At 48.9% G+C, this 22,124-nt stretch carries 17 protein-coding genes; 7 read left to right on the top strand and 10 right to left on the bottom strand.

Going from position 1 to position 22,124, the window contains the following annotated elements:
• Positions 1 to 513 precede the first annotated feature (513 nt).
• From LQ567_RS24110 to LQ567_RS24095, 4 genes are all read left to right on the top strand, one after another.
• Complete coding sequence (locus LQ567_RS24110) at positions 514 to 2,085, top strand: sodium:solute symporter family transporter (protein ID WP_231008477.1); 1,572 nt, start codon at positions 514 to 516, stop codon at positions 2,083 to 2,085.
• 3 nt (positions 2,086 to 2,088) lie between these two features.
• The gene (locus LQ567_RS24105) at positions 2,089 to 4,338 is read left to right on the top strand and encodes an alpha-L-rhamnosidase-related protein (protein WP_231008476.1); all 2,250 of its coding nucleotides are present in this window, start codon (positions 2,089 to 2,091) and stop codon (positions 4,336 to 4,338) included.
• Positions 4,339 to 4,675: 337 nt separating this feature from the next.
• Positions 4,676 to 6,685: an aceric acid hydrolase gene (locus tag LQ567_RS24100; RefSeq protein WP_231008475.1), complete on the top strand. Its 2,010-nt coding sequence runs from the start codon at positions 4,676 to 4,678 to the stop codon at positions 6,683 to 6,685.
• 68 nt (positions 6,686 to 6,753) lie between these two features.
• On the top strand, positions 6,754 to 10,146 hold the full coding sequence (locus tag LQ567_RS24095; protein ID WP_231008474.1) for a glycosyl hydrolase: 3,393 nt from the start codon (positions 6,754 to 6,756) through the stop codon (positions 10,144 to 10,146).
• A gap of 96 nt (positions 10,147 to 10,242) precedes the next feature.
• On the opposite strand, the gene LQ567_RS24090 is transcribed toward LQ567_RS24095, so the two are convergent.
• Together LQ567_RS24090 and LQ567_RS24085 are read right to left on the bottom strand one after the other, a co-directional pair.
• Entirely contained in the window at positions 10,243 to 10,950 is a 708-nt protein-coding gene (locus tag LQ567_RS24090; RefSeq protein ID WP_231008473.1) for a hypothetical protein, read from the bottom strand.
• Positions 10,951 to 11,034: 84 nt separating this feature from the next.
• Positions 11,035 to 11,535 (bottom strand): hypothetical protein, encoded by a 501-nt coding sequence (locus LQ567_RS24085; RefSeq protein ID WP_231008472.1) that lies wholly within the window; start codon positions 11,533 to 11,535, stop codon positions 11,035 to 11,037.
• Between the two features lie 178 nt (positions 11,536 to 11,713).
• On the opposite strand from LQ567_RS24085, the gene LQ567_RS24080 reads away from it, so the two are divergent.
• A complete protein-coding gene (locus tag LQ567_RS24080; RefSeq protein WP_231008471.1) occupies positions 11,714 to 13,852 on the top strand; it encodes a S9 family peptidase in 2,139 nt (712 codons plus the stop codon).
• Between the two features lie 80 nt (positions 13,853 to 13,932).
• On the opposite strand, the gene LQ567_RS24075 is transcribed toward LQ567_RS24080, so the two are convergent.
• The 5 genes from LQ567_RS24075 to LQ567_RS24055 form a co-directional block, all read right to left on the bottom strand.
• The gene (locus LQ567_RS24075; protein WP_231008470.1) at positions 13,933 to 14,811 is read right to left on the bottom strand and encodes a DUF6263 family protein; all 879 of its coding nucleotides are present in this window, start codon (positions 14,809 to 14,811) and stop codon (positions 13,933 to 13,935) included.
• A 24-nt stretch (positions 14,812 to 14,835) separates the two neighbouring features.
• Positions 14,836 to 15,666, bottom strand: coding sequence for a DUF2911 domain-containing protein (locus LQ567_RS24070; protein ID WP_231008469.1), 831 nt, complete (start codon positions 15,664 to 15,666; stop codon positions 14,836 to 14,838).
• Between the two features lie 252 nt (positions 15,667 to 15,918).
• Positions 15,919 to 16,827, bottom strand: coding sequence for a site-specific tyrosine recombinase XerD (gene xerD, locus LQ567_RS24065; protein WP_231008468.1), 909 nt, complete (start codon positions 16,825 to 16,827; stop codon positions 15,919 to 15,921).
• 161 nt (positions 16,828 to 16,988) lie between these two features.
• Positions 16,989 to 17,669, bottom strand: a complete 681-nt coding sequence (locus LQ567_RS24060; RefSeq protein WP_231008467.1) for a hypothetical protein — start codon at positions 17,667 to 17,669, stop codon at positions 16,989 to 16,991.
• Between the two features lie 194 nt (positions 17,670 to 17,863).
• The gene (locus tag LQ567_RS24055) at positions 17,864 to 18,217 is read right to left on the bottom strand and encodes a YraN family protein (RefSeq protein WP_231008466.1); all 354 of its coding nucleotides are present in this window, start codon (positions 18,215 to 18,217) and stop codon (positions 17,864 to 17,866) included.
• Positions 18,218 to 18,255: 38 nt separating this feature from the next.
• On the opposite strand from LQ567_RS24055, the gene manA reads away from it, so the two are divergent.
• Positions 18,256 to 19,464: a mannose-6-phosphate isomerase, class I gene (gene manA, locus LQ567_RS24050; RefSeq protein WP_231008465.1), complete on the top strand. Its 1,209-nt coding sequence runs from the start codon at positions 18,256 to 18,258 to the stop codon at positions 19,462 to 19,464.
• 30 nt (positions 19,465 to 19,494) lie between these two features.
• Positions 19,495 to 20,295: an orotidine-5'-phosphate decarboxylase gene (gene pyrF / locus LQ567_RS24045; protein WP_231008464.1), complete on the top strand. Its 801-nt coding sequence runs from the start codon at positions 19,495 to 19,497 to the stop codon at positions 20,293 to 20,295.
• A gap of 74 nt (positions 20,296 to 20,369) precedes the next feature.
• Here the strand turns inward: pyrF and LQ567_RS24040 are convergent, their stop codons facing one another.
• The 3 genes from LQ567_RS24040 to LQ567_RS24030 form a co-directional block, all read right to left on the bottom strand.
• On the bottom strand, positions 20,370 to 20,939 hold the full coding sequence (locus tag LQ567_RS24040) for a cupin domain-containing protein (RefSeq protein WP_231008463.1): 570 nt from the start codon (positions 20,937 to 20,939) through the stop codon (positions 20,370 to 20,372).
• Between the two features lie 202 nt (positions 20,940 to 21,141).
• On the bottom strand, positions 21,142 to 21,639 hold the full coding sequence (locus tag LQ567_RS24035) for a lipocalin family protein (protein ID WP_231008462.1): 498 nt from the start codon (positions 21,637 to 21,639) through the stop codon (positions 21,142 to 21,144).
• A gap of 138 nt (positions 21,640 to 21,777) precedes the next feature.
• The gene (locus LQ567_RS24030) at positions 21,778 to 22,116 is read right to left on the bottom strand and encodes an L-rhamnose mutarotase (protein ID WP_231008461.1); all 339 of its coding nucleotides are present in this window, start codon (positions 22,114 to 22,116) and stop codon (positions 21,778 to 21,780) included.
• Positions 22,117 to 22,124 lie beyond the last annotated feature (8 nt).

Here is a 22,124-nt window from a genome sequence, read left to right as displayed (position 1 = left end):
GTAGCCGATAAATGGTACCACAGCCCAAGGGCGCGACGCAAGGAAGTTGAACAATGATAGCAAGTAAAAGCTCCGTAGGAGCGTAATAATTATAGAATAGCGGGTAGTGGGCACCCAGCTCCATAGGAGCATAACATTTGTTGCCAATAAATGGTACCATAGCCCAAGGGCGCGACGCAAGGGAGTTGAACAATGATAGCAAGTAAAAGCTCCGTAGGAGCGTAATAATTATAGAATAGCGGGTAGTGGGCACCCAGCTCCATAGGAGCATAACATTTGTTGCCAATAAATGGTACCACAGCCCAAGGGCGCGACGCAAGGGAGTTGAACAATGATAGCAAGTAAAAGCTCCGTAGGAGCGTAATAATTATAGAATAGCGGGTAGCAGGCACCCAGCTCCATAAGAGCATAACATTTATAGCCGATAAATGATGCCACAGCACAAGGGTGCGACGCAAGGAAGTTGATAGGAGCACAACAGCCCGGACAAAAAAAATAAAAGATAACGAATCAATGAACCATCTTATTTCCAGATTGCAGCCCATCGATTATGCCATTGTAGTGGTGTACCTCGTGGTGCTGCTGGTTATTGGCTATCGTGCCAGTTTTGGCAAAAAGAAAAAGGATGAAACCCTGTTCCTGGCCGGCAAATCGCTGAACTGGTATAGCATCGGGTTCAACATGTGGGGTACCAATGTGGGCCCATCTATGTTGCTGGCCTTTGCCAGCATCGGTTATGCCACGGGTATTGTGGCAGGAAATTTTGAATGGTATGCCTTTGTGTTCCTGATGCTGCTGGCCATGGTATTTGCCCCGAGGTATTTGGCCAGTAATGTGACCACCATGCCCGAGTTTATGGGACAGCGGTACGGAGAAAGCACCCGGAATATACTGGCCTGGTATGCGCTGATAAAAATATTGATCTCCTGGTTGTCGCTCGGTTTATTTGCAGGCGGCTTCCTGGTACGCCAGATCCTGGGCATCCCCATGTGGCAGTCGGTGATCGTACTGGTATTATTTGCCGCATTGTTTGCGGTAGCCGGAGGGTTAAAAGCCATTGCGCGGGTGAATGTATTCCAGATGATCCTGCTGATCATTGTATCCTGTATCCTTTGTGTACTGGGTGTTCAGAAAGTGGGAGGCCTTGCTGCCTTGTTTACAAAAACGCCGGGATCCTACTGGAGCCTGGTTAAACCCGCCACCGATCCTGCTTATCCCTGGCCGGCCATCTTATTGGGGTACCCGGTATCGGCGGTGGCTTTTTTTTGTACCGATCAGGCCATGGTACAATCGGTGCTCGGCGCCCGCAACCTGGAGCAGGGGCAACTGGGTATCAGTTTTATCGGCTGGCTGAAGATCCTTTCCATTCCACTCTTTATTATCCCGGGTGTGGCCTGTTCGGTATTGTACCCGCAGCTGGCCAGCCCGGATGAAGCCTATATGACCATGGTCACCAACCTGTTTCCTGCAGGATTAAACGGCCTGGTGATCGTCGTACTCATTGCCGTGTTGGTAGGTACCATCGGCTCTTCATTAAATGCACTCAGCACGGTATTTACAACAGATATTTATGTAAAGAAAATAAATCCTGCAGCCACTAACCGGCAGGTCATCAAAGTTGGCCGGCTGACCGTGTTGGCCGGGTGCGGGTTTGCGATCTTAATGGCCATAGCGGTTGACAGCATCAAGGGACTCAATTTGTTTGATGTATTTCAGGCGGTACTGGGCTTTATCGCGCCGCCGCTGTCGGCCGTGTTCCTGCTGGCGGTATTCTGGAAAAAGACCACCCGAAGGGCGGTGAATTTTGTCCTTTCCTGGGGATCGGCCATCAGCCTGGGTATCGGCGTGGTTTATTTATGGGTGTTGCCGGCAAAGGAATATACGTTCTGGCCGCATTATTTGCTGCTGTCGTTCTTTATCTTCCTGCTGCTGGTGGTAATTGCGGTGCTGATTGCTGTAACCGATCCGCATCCTGTACGTACGGCTGTGCCCGTACAGGAGTTGGCCAAGCCCACCCGGAGGGTGAAAATTGTATGGGGTGCTTTGTGTTCGGTTATGATTGTTTTGTATTTAATATTTGGTTAGTATATGATGAATAAAAAAAATAATAATGTACCCGGCAGTAGTGCTGCTATGTTGCTTTACTTGCGTCGCACACTTGTACAGCAGTGCAAGGCCCAGCTTTTGAAACCTTTTGTGTGTCTTTGTGCCTTCGTGTCTTTGTGGCTTACTACATCCGCCCAAACCTGGATCTGGTATCCCGGCGACTATGAAATATGGCTGTCTAACGAAATGCAGAACCGCCGAACGGAGCGGGGCACATTTTATCCGGTGTTCTGGAAGGTAGACAGTCATTACCCGTTGGTGGATTTTCATAAAGAATTTGATCTCACCAGGCCGGAAACCGTAACCATTCATGCCGAAGGAAGGTATAGCGTGAAACTGGATGGTAAGGCGTTCCCGGGAACGCCGCAGGCGATCGCAGTGCCGGCCGGCAAACATAAGATCAATATTAAAGTATTCAACCAGGCCACGCCGCCGGCGGTATTTGTAAAGGGGGCAACGATTGTATCCGACAGCAGCTGGCAGGTGACCTTTGAGGACAAGGAATGGATCGATGAAACGGGGAAAGCATCCGATCTGTCGGCCACGGTTTTCAGGCATGCCGGCAGCTGGAATTTTAATGACAGGGCGGCAACACCTTCAGCTTATAAACTGCCGGTGACGCCGGTAACTGCCATTACTACGGAAAAGGTAAACAAGGGCCTGCTGGTGGATTTTGGAAAGGAAACCTTTGGCTTTGTAAAACTACACGGTGTAAAGGGAAAGGGGATCATCTCATTGTACTATGGGGAGAGCCGGGAGGAGGCGCTGGACACCGCAGCTTCGGAAACCTTTGATCGCATCACCCTTGATCAGCCAACGGCTGCAGATACCATTAACCCCGGTTCAAAGGCACTGCGGTATGTATATATTACCACGGAGGAGGATGTGCAACTGGATCATGCCTCGCTTTTATATGAATATGCCCCGCTGGAAGATAAAGGCGCTTTCCGTTGCAATGATGAAGAAATTAACCGGATCTACGATGTGGCGAAATATACCCTACATCTGAGCACGCGAGAATTTTTTATCGATGGAATCAAGCGCGACCGCTGGATCTGGAGTGGGGATGCTTATCAGAGCTACCTGATGAATTATTACCTGATGAACGACAATGAAACGGTGAAGCGTACTACCTATGCATTGCGCGGAAAAGATCCTGTAACCGGCCATATCAATACCATTATGGATTATACCTTCTACTGGTTTATGGGCGTTTATGATTATTACCTGTATAGTGGCGATAAAAACTTTCTGGTACAGAATTACGGGCGTATGAAATCGCTGATGGATTTTGTATGGAAGCGGCGGAATCAAAACGGTTTGCTGGAAGGGCTGCCCGGCGACTGGATCTTTATTGACTGGGCAACAGGGCTCAGTAAAGAAGGTGCGGTAAGCTTTGAACAATTGCTTTTTGCCCGGGCGCTGGAAACGATGGCGCTTTGTGCGGCATTGGCCGGTCGTGCAGAAGATGCGGCACAGTACAAAACTGCCGCCGCGGAACTAAAACAGCAATTATTTTCCATTTACTGGAGCGATAAGGCGAAGGCGCTGGTGCATAGCCAGGTAAACGGCCGGCCTACAGAAAACGTAACCCGTTACGCCAATATGTTCGCGATCTTTTTTAACTACTTTAACGAACAGCAGCGGCAGGCGGTAAAAAACTCTGTGTTGCTGAACAAAAACGTGCCGGAGATCACTACGCCGTATATGCGCTTTTATGAATTAGAAGCGCTCTGTGCATTGGGTGAACAAAATTATGTGCTGAAGGAAATGAAAAATTACTGGGGGGGCATGCTAAAACTGGGAGCTACCTCTTTCTGGGAGGAGTATGACCCTTCAAAAACAGGTGCGGAACATTATGCCATGTACGGACGCAAGTATGGAAAAAGCCTCTGTCATGCCTGGGGAGCCAGCCCGTTATACCTGCTGGGTAAATATTATCTGGGTATAAGCCCAACGGCCCCCGGCTACGCGGAGTATGAAGTAAAGCCTGCACTGGGTGGCCTAAAATGGATGGAAGGAAAAGTGCCTACTCCCGCAGGAAATATTGAATTGTATTGCAGTGATAAGGAAATTAATATGGTTTCACCGGTGGGCACCGGAAAGCTGATGATTACCAGTAAGACAAGGCCGGTGTGCAAAGAAGGAGCGGCTGTGGACAAGGGGAATAACGTGTATGAAATCATCATCGAAAAGGATAAGAAATATCGTATCCGGTATCAGGCAATGTAAACCGGGAACATTCTTTTGAAGATGCCGGGCTTGCTCCCGGTCCGTGAGGCACGAAAGCCGTCAACTTCAGCTTACGGTACCGACAGGCCCGCCTGAAATATACCGTTTCTACGGCATCTCCGTCCCGTACTGGCAGCGCTATTTCCGGAATCAATTCCGGCGTTATCTGCAGATATCAGGCCCATGGCCTCATGTGGGGAGAGGTATTGCAGCCGGCATTGCTTCGCCTTGCTGTTTCAGCCATGGGCCGGGGATCGTGAGGAAAAGCATAGCGCCCGAGATTTTTATAAAGGCGGGGCTTATAAAATGATACTGTACAATTAAATGAGCCGTTAAAATGAAGAAATATTTTTTGACAATGAGTTTTGCCCTGTGTCATATCGGCACTGCTGTTTACGCCCAGCAGGGGTTGGTGAACACGGGTAAAAGTCCTTATGCAGCATTATCGACGGTAGATCTGGGAGCGGTTCATTTTACCCATGGCTTCTGGGCAGAGCGTTTTGCGGTTTGCCGCGATGAAATGGTACCCACCCTTTGGAAAACGTATACCAGCGATACGGTTTGTTATGCATTTCAGAATTTCAGGATCGCTGCGGGGTTGGATACCGGGGTGTTCAGGGGACCTTCATTTCATGATGGTGATTTTTATAAAACGCTGGAAGCATTGGCCGCCATGTATGCGGTTACAAAAGATCCGGGATTGTATCAACGGATGGAGCAGGCCATTGCGGTGATCGGTAAAGCACAGCGCGCAGATGGCTATATTTATACAAAGAATATTATTGATCAGCAGCATACCGGAGCGCAAAAGATGTTTGATGATAAGCTTAGTTTTGAAGCCTATAACTTCGGACACCTGATGACGGCGGCCTGTGTGCATTACCGGGCTACGGGCAAAACCAGCCTGCTGCACATTGCTGAAAAGGCAGCGGATTTCCTGATCGGGTTTTATAACACCGCCACACCGGAGCAGGCGCGCAACGCGATCTGTCCCTCGCATTATATGGGGTTGGCGGAGTTGTATCGCACCACGAATCAGGGCAGATATCTGAACCTGCTGAAAAAGCTGATCGATATCCGTGGTACGGTTGAAGGTACTGATGATAACAGCGATCGCGCCCCCTTCCGCGAAATGAAAAAGATTGTAGGCCATGCCGTAAGAGCCAACTACCTTATGGCCGGCGTTGCGGATCTGTACGCGGAAAACGGAGACCAGACCTTGAAGCATACATTGGATCAGTTGTGGAGCAATGTATGCACTACAAAAATGTATATTACCGGTGGCTGCGGCGCCTTATATGATGGGGTTTCTGTAGATGGTACTTCTTATAAGCCAGACACCGTGCAGAAGGTACATCAATCTTATGGAAGAGACTACCAGTTGCCCAATTTGAGTGCACACAATGAAACCTGTGCCAATATCGGTAATGTGCTTTGGAACTGGCGCATGTTTTTATTGACCGCGGACGAACGGTACATGAACATCGTGGAACTGGCATTGTATAACAGCGTGCTGAGCGGGGTAAGCCTGGATGGGAAAGATTATTTTTATACCAACCCGCTTGCCGCAGCAAAAGATTATCCGTATCAGCTGCGGTGGAGCGGGGGGCGGCAACCCTATATCAGTTTATCGAATTGCTGTCCGCCCAACCTGGTACGCACTGTTGCAGAAGCAGGCAATTACATGTATAGCATCGGTAAGCAGGGATTGTACATCAATACCTACAGCGATAATCAGTTGAAAACAAAATGGCAGGATGGCAGCGAAGTACAGTTAACACAGCAAAGCAATTATCCCTGGGAGGGCCGGGTGATCATTACTATTCAAAAAGCACCGGCAACCATGCCTGTTTACCTGCGGATTCCGGGGTGGTGTAAAAGTGCTGCGATAAAATACAAAGGCAGCATCAAAAAGGTCAAAGGTGGTCAGTATGTACCGGTAGATAACAGTTGGAAACCCGGCGATAAAATAGAACTGGTCCTGGAGATGCCGGTTCAGCTGGTGGAAAGCAATCCGCTGGTGGAGGAAACCCGTAACCAGGTAGCGGTAAAAAGAGGCCCCATCGTATACTGTATGGAATCTCCGGATTATAAGGGAAACAATATAACCGATATACGGATCCCTGCGGATATCCGGCTGCACCCGGTGCCGGTGGCCCTGGGGCATACAAGGCTTATGGCCCTGACAGGAACCGCAAAAGCGGTTGCGGACGAAAACTGGGATCAGGTACTTTACCGGGAAATAAAAAAGGAGCTGCGGCCGGTGCCGGTCACACTGATCCCTTATTATGCCTGGGCCAACCGGGGCCAATCCGATATGCGTGTATGGTTACCTTTGATACGCTGATAATAGGCTCCCCGGCGGCATTGCTCCTGGCGGGTATATTTGATCATTAATTATAAAAGAAATCCTGAATGAAATATCAAGGAGGAAGAACGGGATGGCGGTATCAACTGATGCTTTGTCTTTTGTGGGTGAGTGGTTTTCAGGTAGCGCATGCACAGCATACAGCTGCAGATGTGAAGGCGGTCTTTGCCCATCCCCCGGAACAGGCCCGCCCATGGGTATTCTGGTATTGGATGCATGCCGCTGTTTCAAAGCAGGGCATTACAGCGGATCTTGAGGCAATGCATAACGCAGGAATTGGCGGGGCCTACCTGATGCCGATTGGCGATACATCCGTAAAACTGCCGTTTGATCATCCGGTACGGCAGTTGACGCCGGAATGGTGGGGCATGGTCAATTATGCCATGAAAGATGCAAAACGGCTCAATTTAAAACTGGCCATGCATTTCAGCGATGGGTTTGCGCTGGGCGGCGGACCCTGGATTACGCCGGAACGGTCTATGCAAAAGATAACCTGGAGCAAGCGATACATCCGGTCCGGATCCAACAGTTCCATAAAGCTGGATCAGCCGGAAACAAGCGAGGGCTATTACAGGGATATTGCTGTATTTGCGTATCCTGCTAAAAGCAGTGCGGCCTTTGCCGGCGAAAATATAAAACCCGGTGTAACCACCAGTACGGGGATGGCGGCAGATTTCCTGGCATTGCCGGGTGTAAACAGCAGGCAAAGTTTTAAAACCGATTCAGCTGCCTGGATCCGCTATGAATACCCGCAGCCTTTTACAGCAAGATCGGTACGTATTCATATTGGCGGCAATAACTACCAGGCTCTGCGACTCATCCTCGAAAGCAGTGATGACGGCATACATTTTAAAACGGTTACCCGGCTGGAGCCGCCCCGCCATGGCTGGCAGGACACGGATGCCGATTATACGTTTTCCATACCGGCGATCCGTGCAAGGTATTTCCGGTTTGTTTATGACAGGGCCGGGTCGGAACCGGGAGCAGAAGACCTGGATGCGGCCAAGTGGAAACCCTCCCTGAAGGTGATGGGCATTTATCTGGATGATGAACCGGTGATCCATCAATACGAGGCAAAGAACGGCAGCATCTGGAGAGTGGCGGCAAATACAGACAGCATGCAGGTTCCGGACCAGGATGCGGTACCGTTGAAAAGCATGGTCGACTTAACGGGCAAACTGAACAAGGACGGCACCTTAAACTGGAATGCTCCTGCCGGCAATTGGGTGATCATCCGCATCGGGCATACCAGTACCGGGCATGTAAACGCCACCGGCGGGGCCGGAAAAGGCCTGGAATGTGATAAGTTTGATCCGGAGGCCATCAACCTGCAATTCAATAACTGGTTTGCGAAGGCTTTTGAAAAAACAGACCCCGGCCTGGCAAAAGAAGTGCTGAAGGTTTTTCATGTAGACAGCTGGGAATGCGGCAGCCAGAACTGGAGCCGGAATTTTCTTTCTGAGTTTCAAAAGCGGCGGGGCTATGATCTGAAGCCCTGGCTGCCGGTGATGACCGGTGTACCGCTGGAAAGTGCGGCGGCATCGGAAAGGGTGTTGCACGATGTACGCAGCACCATCGCCGAACTGATCCATGATGTTTTTTATACAACACTGAAAACGCGCGCACATGAAAAAGGAACCGCCTTCAGTGCAGAAAGTGTGGCACCTACCATGGTGAGCGACGGGTTGCTGCATTACCGTTCGGTAGATATACCGATGGGTGAATTCTGGCTCAACAGTCCTACGCACGACAAGCCCAATGATATGCTGGATGCCATCAGCGGTGCCCATATTTATGGCAAAAATATCATACAGGCGGAAGCCTTTACCACGCTGCGGATGGACTGGAGCGAACATCCCGGTAGTATGAAAGTGCTGGGCGATCGCAATTTTGCAATGGGGGTTAATAAAATGGTGTTACATGTGTTTGCCCATAATCCGTTCCTGGATAAAAAACCGGGTGTAACGCTTGACGGTGTTGGTTTATATATGCAGCGGGATCAAACATGGATGCAACCGGGTAAGGCCTGGATCGATTACCTGGCAAGAACTGCTGCCTTATTGCAACTGGGAAAACCGGTTACGGATATTGCGGTGTTTACGGGAGCAGAACTGCCCCGGCGCTCCGTATTGCCGGAGCGGCTGGTACAAACCCTGCCGGGTCTTTTTGGTGCGGCAGCTGTAGCCTGTGAAGAAAAACGGATGGAGAATAAAGGAGAACCCATGACCACCCGACCTTCGGGGGTGCTGCATGCGGCAAACATAGCGGACCCTGGCAATTATGTAAATGCATTGCATGGATATAAATACGATTGTTTTAACCCGGATGTATTATTACAGATGCGTGTGGAACAGGGCAGGGTGGTAACCCCGGGCGGTGCATCCTATGCCGTGCTGGTGATTCCGGGTAAACAGGCATTGAATCCCAACAGCCGCCTGCTGCCGGTTGCAGCGGCAAAAAAAATACAACAACTGGTGCGCGATGGTGCTACGGTGATCATGGACAAGGGATTTGAAGCCCCAGTTGGATTTAATGAAGATCCGGCGGTGCTAACGCATGTACTGAAAGCGCTATACGGCGGGGCAAAGGCAAAAGGAAAACTGGTCGCAGCACCTTTCCGGCAGGCAGATTTGAGCAGCCTGGGTGTGAAAAAGGACGTGGAAGTACTGAACGGCGGAGATACCATTGCCTGGGCACATCGCGGCCTGGCGGACGGAGATCTTTATTTTATTTCGAACCCCTTTGAACGGAAACGTACCCTGGAAATTGCGTTCCGGGTGAAGGCGGGCCTGCCGCAATTGCTGGATGCCGTAACCGGCACAATTACTCCTGTTACTGATTGGCGCAGGGAAGCCGGACGTACGGTTGTAACGCTGCTGCTGGAACCGGCTGCTGCAGTATTTGTACACTTTCAACGCTCCGGGCAGCAACCGGCACGGGTAGCCAAACCTGCTCTGGCAAAAAAACAGTTGGTTATAACCGGCAACTGGGAGGTTACATTTGACCCGGTGTTTGGTGGTCCGCCTACCGGGGTAACCATGCCGGTGCTGAAAAGCTGGAACACGTATGATGAACCGGCTATTAAATATTATTCCGGAACAGCAGTGTACCGGCATCCGTTTGAATGGAAAGAGGCGTTGGCCGGCAAACCCGTTTGGCTGGAGCTGGATAGCCTGTATAACCTGGCATCCGTAACGGTTAATGGGGTGCACTGCGGTACCATCTGGACCCATCCGTTTCGGGTGGATATTTCAAAAGCGGTTAAAAAGGGAAGCAATACATTGGAAATTGCGGTAACCAATACCTGGGCCAACCGGCTGGCTGGTGATCAGCAATTGCCGGAAGGCGAGCGGGTAACCTGGACCACCGCGCCCATCCGTTTACAGGACAAACCGTTGCTGCCGGCAGGTTTGAAAGGAACCGTGCGGGTCGTTCAATAACCGGGGAAATTGAAAAGCAGGGCCGCTTTATGTTTTATGAAGTAGGGTTCATTAGATACCGGCCCTTCCGGCACACGGGTTTAACTACGCCCGGGCTTATCGTTTGGGACGTATAAATTCTTTGTAATGATCGTTGATATAAGCGATCATATCTGCATGATCCAGGGTGCGGGCCAGTTGATAGGAAGGGCGGTACTGGTACATAAACTGGCGCAGCGAATCATTTTTTAAACCGGTAAGCTTGGTTACCCAAACCGGTGAAAAAACATAATCGATATACGCCTCTTCCTCGTTTTTCAGGAGCTGCTTCCGGAACTTCCGCTGTTCCCGCGATTTTTTTGAAAAATGACTGATCGGGCTTAAAGAAATTCCAACCCCGTCCGGAGGTCGGTTGCCGCCGGTGATGCCCGGCCCTTTTTCAAAATACCGGCCATACTGTTCCCTGCGCCTTAAAGAATCCAGCTGGTAATTGCTGGTTACGGTTACGTTCTTTAGTGTATACGGGTCTTCTTTAAGTCCTACATCATAGCCCGTCTTTAACAGTTGTTCTTCCACTTTAACCGTATCGCTGGTAAGCCCCGTAAAAGAAAAGACCACCATATCTTTATTCCGGGCTTCAATAACATAGGTACCGGCAGGCGTGGCAAGAATGGTTTTACCCGTAGTAAGATTGGTAACGGATGCGCCCGGTACGGGTGTGTCATTCGTGTACATGAAAATATTTCCTCTCAGGTAGGTTTGGCAAAAGCCTATGGCCGGCAGGGTCAGCAGTATCAGCGACAATATAAAAAAACGGATTGACATGTATATTAAAATTAAGCAGGCTTTTTCTTTGGGCGTCTGCAGTGTATCCAATGTTTTGTTAAAGCGTCTTAACGGTACCGTAAATTACTGCGCCTTGCTATAACCAAGCGGGTTAAAGGTGTAGGTTTTAAGAACATCGCCTGAACTCTTTTTGGTCACCGACCATAGGGCTTCATTGAAAATATTGGAGGGATCTTTCCCGCAATCGGGAATGGGAGTGCCGGACGGGGTAGTGTTACAATTGATCACTATTTTTTGTACATCTCCAATGGTTATGCGGGCCATATTGAGCACCGGCGGTGTAAACTGCGGCGCACAATCCTTTAAACAAACGGTTTCTACAACCTGTGTACTGGAATTGGCGTCAATAAGAATCTTTTGCCCCGAGAAAAGAATCGTAGTATCGCCATTGGGGCTGATCCGGGCATTAAAATATTGTACGGTAACCGGCTCGGGCAGGGGATTTTCAAAAATGGTGGTGCGGATATAACCGTCAGGCGTGGAATCGCCGTTCTTCTGGCAACCGGTAATCATTCCGGCAATGCCAAAAGCAAGCAGCCATTTTATGTACCTGAAACCATTCATTTCCTGTTTTTAACAAAAGACGCATAGGTATTAAGAAATAGAACAGGTAGCTTCTAACCATAACAATACAACAGAACCGGCAGCCTGAAATCTGATAACCCACCGTCGGATACAAATTTCCGAAAAATTAAACTAATTTGCCCGGAAATTTTCAAAGCATATTATAATGGCGTTGTTTATGAAGAAATGTTTACTATTAACCGGGCTGCTGTATATGGGGTTGGGATTAACTGCCCAGCAAAAAAAGGTATTTACCACGGCAGATTACGACCAGGCGGTACGGGTAATGAGCGGCGGCAGCGCTGCAAAAGCGTACAATAGCCAGGCCGTAAATCCCCAATGGCTGCCGGACGGAAAGCTTTGGTACCAGCTGCCTTCAACCAAACAGTATGTCATCATCGATCCTGCCGTAAAGAAAGGCGGACAGGTAACGACCAGCCAATCTCCGGAAGCGGGTAAACCGGCCGCCAGGAGAAAGGCCGCCGTTCCGGGTGTGGTATCGCCTGATGGACAAAAAGAAGTGTACATAAAAGACTGGAATCTTTGGGTAAGAGACCTGGCATCCGGGAAAGAACAACCGTTGACCACAGATGGAATAAAAGATTTTGGTTATGCAACGGATAACGCGGGATGGACGCATTCGGACCGGGCAATTGTTTTGTGGTCGCCCGATAGCCGGAAAATTGCCACCTTTCAACAGGATCAGCGTCATGTAAAAGATATGTACCTGGTGCGTACGAAGATTGGAGCACCCGAGCTGGAGCAATGGAAGTATCCCTTGCCCGGTGATAGTGCCATTATAAAAATACACCGGCTGGTGATTGATGTGGAAACAGCGGCCATAACCCGTTTTAAAATGCAGCCGGACGATCGCCGGGGAACACTTTGCGATGATATTGCCTGTGACGGCGATTTTGGTGATAATGAATGGAGCGCCGATGGTAAACAACTGGCCTTTGTATCGGTAAGCCGGGATCATAAAATAGCACAGTTCCGGATCGCTGATATTGCTACCGGAGCCATACGTACCGTATTTGAGGAACAGGTTCCCACACAATATGAATCCGGTCAGGGAATGGCGAACTGGAAATTCCTTTCCGGTACAAATGAAGCGATCTGGTACTCGGAACGGAGTGGATGGGGGCATCTTTATTTGTATGACCTGGCAACCGGAGCTGTAAAACAGCAGCTTACCAAAGGCGATTTTGTGGTGACCCGGATGCTGCAGGTAGACGTTAAAAAAAGGCAGATCCTTTTTGAAGCCAAAGGAAAAGAGCCGGGCGAAAATCCCTATTTCAGCCATTTTTACAGAACAGACTTTAATGGTAAAACGCCGGTGGCGCTTACGCCGGAACCGGGAAACCATGCGATCACCCTATCTCCGGATAAAAATTATTTCATTGATAAGTATTCCACACCGGTGGTACCACCGGTAACCAAGCTGAAAGATCTGTCCGGAAAAACCATCCGGGATTTGGGCGCAATCGATCTTGCAGCACTGAAACAGGCGGGCTGGCTGGCACCGGAAGTGTTTACCGTAAAATCGGCCAATCAGCAATTTGATCTTTACGGCTTGCTCTATAAACCGGGCAACCTGGATCCTGCGAAGAAGTACCCGGTGGTGGTGTATATCTACCCCGGCCCGCAGGGTGGAAGCGTAGGCAGCTGGTCGTTTAATGCGGCTGCCGGGGATTTTCAGGCCCTGGCTGAACTGGGATTTATTGTTGTACGGCTGGAAGGCAGCTGCAATCCTAACCGTTCCAAGGCATTTCATGATGCCTGCTATGGCCATATGGGCGAAAATACGTTACCGGATCAGATTGCCGGTCTGCGGCAGTTAGCGTCCAGAAACAGCTTTATGGACCTGGATCGGGTGGGCATCTGGGGCCATTCCGGTGGTGGGTTTGCAACGGCGTCGGCCATGTTCAAATATCCGGAGATCTTTAAAGTGGGGATCGCGGAATCCGGTAATCATGATAACCGGAATTATGAAGATGACTGGGGCGAGCGGTATATCGGGTTACTGCAAGGCGATAATTATGAGAAACAGGCCAACCAGCTTTATGCAAAAAACCTGCAGGGAAAATTAATGTTGGTAACAGGAGGGATGGATGATAATGTGCCGCCCTATAATACCTACCTGGTGGCCGATGCCTTGATTAAGGCGAATAAATCCTTCGACCTCGTGGTAATTCCCAATGCACGGCATGGTTACGGAACGGATTCGTATTATATGATGCGGCGGCGCTGGGATTATTTCGTGGAACACTTGCTGGGCGCCACGCCACCCAAAGACTATAAGATCAACACACAATAACCTTCAATAAAAAAAATCGGTCCGGGTAAATACGGACCGATTTTTTTTATTGAAGGTGTTGGATGCGCTCCGGGAACGCTTTAACGTTGCTTCATTTGAAGGTTTGTTTCCACAGTGGCCTCCATAGGCACTTCCATTCCCTGTACTTTCATGGTTCCCTTAAGTTGCTGAACCAGGTTAGAAGTATCGGTGATGCCCGTGGCATTGTCCATAGATATGGTGCCGCTAACCGTACCATCCAGGTTTACTTCCACTTCCATGCCCTGTTGCTCCATTTTTGTAACGCCATTGGTACCTACTTTGCCGTCGATGCTGATCAGGCTTTTACCACCCTCGATCTTTTTCAGGGTATACGTATTGTGCATCGTCAGTTTGTACGGTTTTTCAATCCGGATAACAGATGACCAGGTGCTTCCGGCCGACACCGGTTTTTCGGGATACATTTTAAATCCCTGTTCCAGCAAACTTTTTATAGTGGCTTCGGAGAATAATTCGCCGGTGATGGCCTGGGATTCCTGATCGGCACCCATTGCCTCTGTTAGTTGCTCCCAGCCTTCCATTTTTGTTACCGTACCATCTGCGGCGATAAAGGCTTTCACTTTTTTGCCGCGGATAGACCGGAATATGTTGTTGGCGGCATTGGCCGTATCGGGGCTCTCGCTGTCAATATGCAATTCCTGACCTGCAAAATTGATATCCGTTTTTACAGCGCCATAGCTGATAATTGCAGTTTTCTCGGCACCCGCATCTGCCAGTTCATAGCGCATGTTTGCAGTAGTGCTGAAGTCTATGTTCATTACCTGCCCCATCAACGTTTGTTTCATGCGGAGGATATTGGTATTGATGACATCATACCTGCTGCCGTTAGCAGGATTGAACTTCAGGGTAACGGTTTGCGCATGCAACAGGGAAACCGCTGATGCGGTGAATGCGAAGAGTACCAGGGCCATTTTTTTCATGATGATGTTTTTAGGTAGGGATGATTACAGGGTAGCGATCAGTTTTTGATTGTTGCGTACATAATCATCGTTGTTATTTTCTTTAGCCAGCTGCATGGATGCTTCAGCTGCAGCCCGGGCATCCTTTTTCCGTCCGGCTTTTGCCAGTGCCTTTGCATACTGATACTGGATCCAGTAAGCCTTGGGCTGGGCCGCTGCTGCTTTTGCAAACCAGTCGATCGCCTTATTAAGGTCTTTATTATTTTCAAGGTAGTAGGTTGCTGCCGGGAAGTAAGCCGGTTTGTCTGATTGCATAGAAGCATCAATAGATGCCATGATCCGGCCATCGATGTCGGTTTTTACCGGAACAGGAACCAGCACATTACCCCAGGAAAGCTGTAACTCCGCTGTTGTAGGCGTAATATTGGCCAGTTGGATGGTAAAGGTTTCCGTATTGTTTTTTGTAGTTACCGGTGCTACCGATACCCTTACCACATCATCAGCTGTTTTATAGGCCGTGGGATCACTGGTTACATCGGTTTGTTTGGTGAGAATAACGGTCCAGGATTTACGGTCGGGAATCGTAAGCAATCCGTACTTACCTGCGGGAATGGTTTTACCTCCGATAATGACCTCATCGCTGATGGTTAGGGTAGTGGAACCGTTGGCTCCTGTACGCCAGAGCTTTCCTGCCGGGGCAAGATCGGTGTACAACTGACGGCCCTTCAGACTGGGACGGCTATAAGACCATTCAATAGTGCCTAAGCCAAAATCCTGTTTAATAGTTTGCGCCGGGCTGGCTGCGGGGAACTTTACCTGTGCCTGAACCGAGCACAGGGCTCCTGCTAAAAGAAATGATAAAAAGATTCGTTTCATTGATGATTGTTTTTGGTAGTTGCGAAAATAGAAGAATATTATAAGTTGCCCTTGTCTATTTGGCATGCGTCCGGAAAATTTTTGTGTAACCCATTCCTGCACTGCTTCCTTTAAGGTTCGGCCGCCAGCGAAAACACGCTGATAAACCTGGTTTACCGGCGACTTTCCGGTTGCCCGGTACCTGCAAAAAAAAGGAGCTGCATTCATTTATACAATGCGCGCATTGACGCACATCCTGCAACCTAACAATGTTCAGTTGTTTTTGTTGAAAAGCGGGTGAAACTGGTCCAGGGTTTTCCGGAGGAATTCCCGGTCAAGATGGGTGTAAATTTCAGTTGTGGTAATACTTTCATGCCCCAGCATTTCCTGCACCGCGCGCAAATTGGCGCCTCCTTCGATTAAATGGGTTGCAAAAGAATGGCGGAAGGTATGCGGTGAAATGGCTTTTTGAATCTGTGCTTTTAAGGCAAGGTCTTTGATGACCAGGAAAATCATTACCCGGGTAAGCAATGTGCCCCGTTTGTTTAAAAAAACAATATCCTCGTTGCCGGGCTTTACAGTCAGTTGCGGGCGAATTTCCTGCAGGTATATTTTTATATGTTTGATGGCCGTGCCGCCAATAGGTACCAGCCGTTCCTTATCACCTTTGCCGATGACCCGTATATATCCAACATCCAGGTAAAGCTGCGAGATCCGCAACTGCACCACTTCACTTACCCGCAACCCACAGCTGTACATGGTTTCTATAATCGCTTTATTGCGGGTACCCTCGGGTTTGCTAAGGTCGATAACCGAAAGGAGCTGCTCAATTTCTTCGAAGCTCAGCACGTCCGGCAGGATGCGCCGGGTTTTAGGGGCTTCCACCAACAGGGTGGGATCCTGTTGTACAATGTTTTCCAGCAGGCAGAACCGGTAAAAGGCACGGATACCCGAAATGACCCTTGCCTGGGAGGTGGGCTGCATCCCCAGTTCTGTAATCCACTCGAGGAAAGCCTGCAGGTGTTTTAACGTGATGTCTGCCGGCGCCAGCGCCAGCGATTGCAACTGCAGGTAGGCGGTCAGCTTATCGATATCCCTCAGGTAGGCTTCCGTGGAATTGCCGGAAAGTGATTTCTCCAGTTTTAAATAGGCCTGGAAACTTTTCTTATAGGACTCCCACATAAAAATAAAAAAAGATTGTATCAAAAGTTCTTGCGTTGCCGTATCAAACAGGTGCCGGCCGCTGAAAAGGATATCCCTTCATTAGATGCCGGAACTGCTGTTGAATGACGGTGCATCGTAAAACGACTTTTGATACAACCTCCTTTACTGGTTTTATTTAGTTATTTAAAAGAAAGGGGTACATCATGCACGATGTCTTTCCCTTCATATTTGATTTTAGCATACAGGTGGTCTTTCTGGATATTTACAGAGTCCAGGAAGGAATGCACATTGTCATGATCCACCCCTTTTACACCGGTATCGGTCAGTAAGGTTTTTGCAACCTTACCGGTTTGTACATCTTCCACATACAGGAAGGTATTGTCGTAATAGGACACCAGGCCGTCTGCAACCCTGAATTTCGGGTCGAAGCTGTTAACCGCACTGAAATATTTCATAGGGCTAACGCCTTTGGCCGCCGGTACTTTAATAAGATAACCGCGCCCGGTGGCACAGTCGTTGAATTTTAACCAGGCGGCCTGTCCATCGCCAAATTCATACCCGAAAAGTGATTTGCTCGGTTTTACCGGACGTCCTCCAAAGAAATCAGCAAAGCCGATCTTGGCGTTGCCTGCTTTCCCGTTGTCAAAAACAATGGAGTCGATCTGACAATCTTTAAAACTTACGGTTACCGAGGGTTTATCTGGTGTAGGGCTGCCCAGGCGGATGGGGTCTTTAATACAGGCAGAATCGGTACAAAAAGAAGTAGCCGTTGTTTCGGTTGTTCCTTCAGCGCCGCCACCACAGGAGGCAAGCAGTGTAGCCAGCGCAACAGCACTTAATGAAAAGGGTTTTAGTCTCATTCCTTGTTGTTTAGATCGTTATAAAATAAATGCAGATCGCTAATTTACAACTTAACGGCGAGTTGTCGGCCATCAGCTTTGAGAATTGGATTTTGAGACCACCGCCCGCTGCCGCAAACTCAAATCTGCCTTCTGAAATCTCGAATCTGAAATCTCGGATCTCGAATCTGAAATCTCAAATCTCAAATCTCCACTCACAAAAACACATCTTCGATCAAAAAAAACTCAGGCTGGCCCGCGCGGAAGGTAATCGACACAATATCGTACTGGATCCGGTAATGCCCGGGGTGCTGATACAGGAATTCGTCTGCCGCCTGTTGTAAATAGCGGAACTTCTTTTTGGTAACACTTTCTTCGGGGTAGCCAAATTCCTTGCTGCTTCGGGTTTTTACTTCTACAAAATGCAATTTGTTGTTTTTGGTGGCAATAATGTCAATTTCATAATGAGAATAGCGCCAGTTTTGAAACAGGATGGTATAACCGCTTTGGGTCAGGTAGGCCGCTGCGAGGTCTTCGCCGTGTTTTCCTAATTGATTATGTGTGGCCATTCAGTTATCTTTACCCCCAAGTTAATCCAATTTTTAATATGCAAAAACTGGCGTTACTCAAAGGCGATGTAAAGCATTACGATTGGGGAGGTGTGTCGTTCATTCCGGCACTGCTCCAGGTAGAAAATCCACAGATGAAACCCTTTGCAGAATACTGGATGGGCGTGCACCCAGCGGCCAATTGTACCCTCGAACTTAACGACGGCCGGGAGGTATTGCTGCGGGATTATATACGGATGAACCCGGATGCATTGCTGGGAACCGCTGTAAACGCTGCGTTTGGCCAGATGCCCTATTTATTAAAGGTGCTGGATGTAAAGGATATGCTTTCCATTCAGGTGCATCCGTCTAAAGCCCAGGCTGCATTGGATTTTGAGGCCGAAAACCAGAAAGGCACTCCTTTAAATGCACCCGACCGGAATTATAAAGATGCCAATCATAAGCCGGAACTGATGGTGGCCTTAAGCGGGTTTTACCTGCTGCATGGCTTTAAGCCGGAAAAGCAATTGCTTCAAACGCTGGAGGCGGTGCCGGAATTGCATGTTTTTATACCGGTATTTAAGACCGAAGGCTATAAAGGACTGTATAAAATGGCGATGGAGTTGCCTCAGGAAGAGGTGAATGAATTGCTGCAGCCGCTCATTAATCGCATCATCCCATTATACCTGCAGGAAAAACTGGATAAGTCTTCCGGAGACTTTTGGGCGGCCCGCGCGGCACAAATCTTTATACAGCCCGGCTCCATCGACCGGGGTATTTTTTCGATCTATTTTTTTAACATCGTGCACCTGAAAACGGGGGAAGCTATTTTTCAGGATGCGGGGGTGCCACATGCCTACCTGGAAGGATACAACGTAGAGATTATGGCCAGCTCGGATAATGTGCTGCGCGGAGGACTCACATCCAAGCATATCGATACCGTTGAACTGCTGAAACATACCAAATGCGAAGCCACGCATCCGCAAGTGATTCCTGCAAGGGGCGACAAAAAGGAAAAAGTATACCCCGCTCCCGTGCCGGATTTTGAGCTGCACTCGTATGACCTGAAAACGGGGGATGAGCTGGTGCTGGAACCGGCAACAGCCGAACTTTTTCTGTTAACGGATGGAGAAGCAGAACTGTCGGCCGATGATACCCGCATTGTATTGAAAGCCGGATCTATTGCTGCAGCGGGCTTTCCGGGCGCCGTTATAAAAATACTGGCCGGTGCACCTTCCCGCATATTCAGGGCTACGGTTCCCTTATAACTCAAGAAGACTTAATAAACGGATATAAACATGACGCGCGAACAATTAGTGAAACAGATCTATGATAAAGGATCGTATTTGTGTGTAGGACTGGATACGGATAGTACAAAAATTCCGGCTCATTTGTCGGGAAACCCCGATGCGATATTTCTTTTTAATAAAGCCATTATCGATGCCACAAGGGAAACCTGTGTAGCCTATAAAATCAATACGGCTTTTTACGAAGCCCTGGGTACAAAGGGCTGGGATGCGATGGAAAAGACCGTGCATTATATTGGCGCCGATCATTTTAAGATTGCAGATGCCAAGCGGGGCGATATCGGCAATACCAGCGATCAGTATGCCAAGGCGTTTTTTGAAACCCTTCCTTTTGACGCCGTAACCGTGGCGCCTTATATGGGTGAAGACAGCGTACGGCCGTTCCTGGAATACGAAGGCAAATGGGCCATTGTACTGGGGCTTACATCAAATAAGGGTGCGCGGGATTTTGAACTGCAGGCCAGCGGTGACGGACTGCTGTATGAAAAAGTATTAAAAACCGTGTCGTCCTGGGGCACCAGCCAAAACCTTATGTTTGTGGTAGGAGCCACGCAGGCGGAAGCCTTTACCCGGATCCGGGAGTTGATTCCCGATCATTTTCTCCTGGTACCCGGAGTGGGAGCACAGGGCGGAAGCCTGCAGGAGATCTCTGAAAAAGCGATGATCAAAGACTGCGGTCTTTTGGTAAACGCAAGCCGGGCTGTTATTTACGCTTCCGGACAGGAAGATTTCAGCAGCGCTGCGGCCGCAGTTGCCAAACAATACCAGGAAGAAATGGGAACCTATTTGTAATCGGGCAGATCAGGAACTGTAAGATCGGGCGCAGCACCAGCAGGGCGGCCGGTGCTAAGTTTAGAGAAGCGATACTACCGGGAATGAATATCGGCCTGCAACCAAATGGTTAACAGCCCGTCGTCCATACCAAGGACCGGATCGGTTTCCGGGATCGGAACATCAGCCACACGGCCGGGATCTTTTGAATTACCGGAGGCTTCCTTCCGGATCTTGGGCACCACATCAAGAGCGGAGGCACCGGTGATCTTAAAATCGGCACTGGATTCAAGATGCTGCAGGCCTACCCCGGCCGGAATCACCAGCACGTCTCCTTTTTCAATAACCATGGTCAAACCCAGTGTTCCGCCAAGCTGCCATTTGGCAGCTCCGGCACAAACACCCAGAACAACATGTGTATTCATATAATAAAAAGGGACATCCAGCGGCGGCACGCCAGCAAACAGGAACCACTGATGAGCGGTGAACTTCTTTTTTAACCAGTTTTCGCAGGCATCACTTTCTTTGTCGAAAAAGGTTCTGTATACAAGCAAGGGGTGCGGACTGTTGGGAATAAGGTTGTCTTTTCTGAAATAAAAGATATCCGGATTGCTTCGTCGCTGTTCCCAGGGCACCCATTCACGGAGTTTGTTTTTTTTGAGCATGCTTTTATTATTACAAGTCATATGCCAGTAACCGGCTATGCCAGATCTCGATCCTTGTTTTTAGAAGACGGCCGGCAACACGAAGTGCAAAAATATTCGAAGATCAGGTGCGGACGTCTTCAGTAAAAAGAAAATAAAAAACCGTTTCAAAGCAGAAACGGTTTTTGTTATTTGGAAGGTTAATGGTTCTTGCTTGGAAAAATTACTGTCTTTGGAAATTGTAAACGATGTAAATGGTTTTTCCTTCAAATGAAATAGGAGACTGGGCGATAAAATGACCATCTCCGGAAGAAGTTACTTCCATTGAGTATCCCTCTGCAACGTTTTTAGACTGGTTCTTTTTTAATCCGTCTACACGTTTGAAATTGAGATGCGTAACGCCGTTGCTGTTGCGGGTAGACCATAAGATCTGACGTGCGCCTCCTGAGCAATCCTGTCCGTTGATCGTATAGCTGCCATAGCCATTGTTGGGAAATACCCATACACTGCCTTCAAAACATTTTAACGCCACATCATCAAAAGCTTCCACCTTCAGGTTCTTTGTATCTGTACCTTCCACACTGGTACCGGTTACCACCCAGGTACCTTTAAAATCCTGGCGGGGAACGGTGGTGGAAGCGGCTTTTTTGCTATTGGAGCAGGCCGTGCCTATAACAGCAACGGTAATCAGAAGCAGGGCGATTTGTGAAATTCTTTTCATAATCAATGTTTTTATGCTTTATGCAATTGAAATGCCAAATTTTGAGGGATAGACGGCAGACTTCAAAGAAAGGTTTGATCCGGGCTGTTAAAAAACAAAACAACGGGGGATCGGCCGGCATTAATTAATCAGGATCAATCAGATCTTAAAAATTGACTGGGCCGGGATCCATTTTTCGCCCGGGTTTGCCGTTGGCAGAGCCTGTTGGTATTTCCACATCAGGGTTTCCCATTCCTGCACCTTCTCATTTTGCGCATCGGCAGCCCCTTTTTTCTCAAAAGAAAATTCCGGTCCGGCCTCAATAATCATAAACAAGCGGTTCTCCACCCGGAAAATTTCCATATGCCGGATGTCCGAATCACGGATGCTTTGCAGGATTTCCGGCCACACATCGCGGTGATAGGCCTCGTATTCGGCAATCAGTGTTGGATCGTTCTTTAAATCCAGGGCCAGGCAATATCGTTTTAACGCTTCCATTTTTGTTT

The sequence above is a fragment of the Niabella pedocola genome (genome assembly GCF_021044425.1).
Taxonomy (GTDB): Bacteria; Bacteroidota; Bacteroidia; order Chitinophagales; family Chitinophagaceae; genus Niabella; species Niabella pedocola.
This window is presented reverse-complemented; position numbering and strand designations above follow the sequence as displayed.

What these genes read in the sequence shown, in the direction of transcription:
- LQ567_RS24110 (WP_231008477.1), top strand. Translation starts at nt 514, where the DNA reads ATGAACCATCTTATTTCCAGATTGCAGCCCATCGATTATGCCATTGTA.
- LQ567_RS24105 (WP_231008476.1), top strand. Translation starts at nt 2,089, where the DNA reads ATGATGAATAAAAAAAATAATAATGTACCCGGCAGTAGTGCTGCTATG.
- LQ567_RS24100 (WP_231008475.1), top strand. Translation starts at nt 4,676, where the DNA reads ATGAAGAAATATTTTTTGACAATGAGTTTTGCCCTGTGTCATATCGGC.
- LQ567_RS24095 (WP_231008474.1), top strand. Translation starts at nt 6,754, where the DNA reads ATGAAATATCAAGGAGGAAGAACGGGATGGCGGTATCAACTGATGCTT.
- LQ567_RS24090 (WP_231008473.1), bottom strand. Translation starts at nt 10,950, where the DNA reads ATGTCAATCCGTTTTTTTATATTGTCGCTGATACTGCTGACCCTGCCG.
- LQ567_RS24085 (WP_231008472.1), bottom strand. Translation starts at nt 11,535, where the DNA reads ATGAATGGTTTCAGGTACATAAAATGGCTGCTTGCTTTTGGCATTGCC.
- LQ567_RS24080 (WP_231008471.1), top strand. Translation starts at nt 11,714, where the DNA reads ATGAAGAAATGTTTACTATTAACCGGGCTGCTGTATATGGGGTTGGGA.
- LQ567_RS24075 (WP_231008470.1), bottom strand. Translation starts at nt 14,811, where the DNA reads ATGAAAAAAATGGCCCTGGTACTCTTCGCATTCACCGCATCAGCGGTT.
- LQ567_RS24070 (WP_231008469.1), bottom strand. Translation starts at nt 15,666, where the DNA reads ATGAAACGAATCTTTTTATCATTTCTTTTAGCAGGAGCCCTGTGCTCG.
- xerD (WP_231008468.1), bottom strand. Translation starts at nt 16,827, where the DNA reads ATGTGGGAGTCCTATAAGAAAAGTTTCCAGGCCTATTTAAAACTGGAG.
- LQ567_RS24060 (WP_231008467.1), bottom strand. Translation starts at nt 17,669, where the DNA reads ATGAGACTAAAACCCTTTTCATTAAGTGCTGTTGCGCTGGCTACACTG.
- LQ567_RS24055 (WP_231008466.1), bottom strand. Translation starts at nt 18,217, where the DNA reads ATGGCCACACATAATCAATTAGGAAAACACGGCGAAGACCTCGCAGCG.
- manA (WP_231008465.1), top strand. Translation starts at nt 18,256, where the DNA reads ATGCAAAAACTGGCGTTACTCAAAGGCGATGTAAAGCATTACGATTGG.
- pyrF (WP_231008464.1), top strand. Translation starts at nt 19,495, where the DNA reads ATGACGCGCGAACAATTAGTGAAACAGATCTATGATAAAGGATCGTAT.
- LQ567_RS24040 (WP_231008463.1), bottom strand. Translation starts at nt 20,939, where the DNA reads ATGCTCAAAAAAAACAAACTCCGTGAATGGGTGCCCTGGGAACAGCGA.
- LQ567_RS24035 (WP_231008462.1), bottom strand. Translation starts at nt 21,639, where the DNA reads ATGAAAAGAATTTCACAAATCGCCCTGCTTCTGATTACCGTTGCTGTT.
- LQ567_RS24030 (WP_231008461.1), bottom strand. Translation starts at nt 22,116, where the DNA reads ATGGAAGCGTTAAAACGATATTGCCTGGCCCTGGATTTAAAGAACGAT.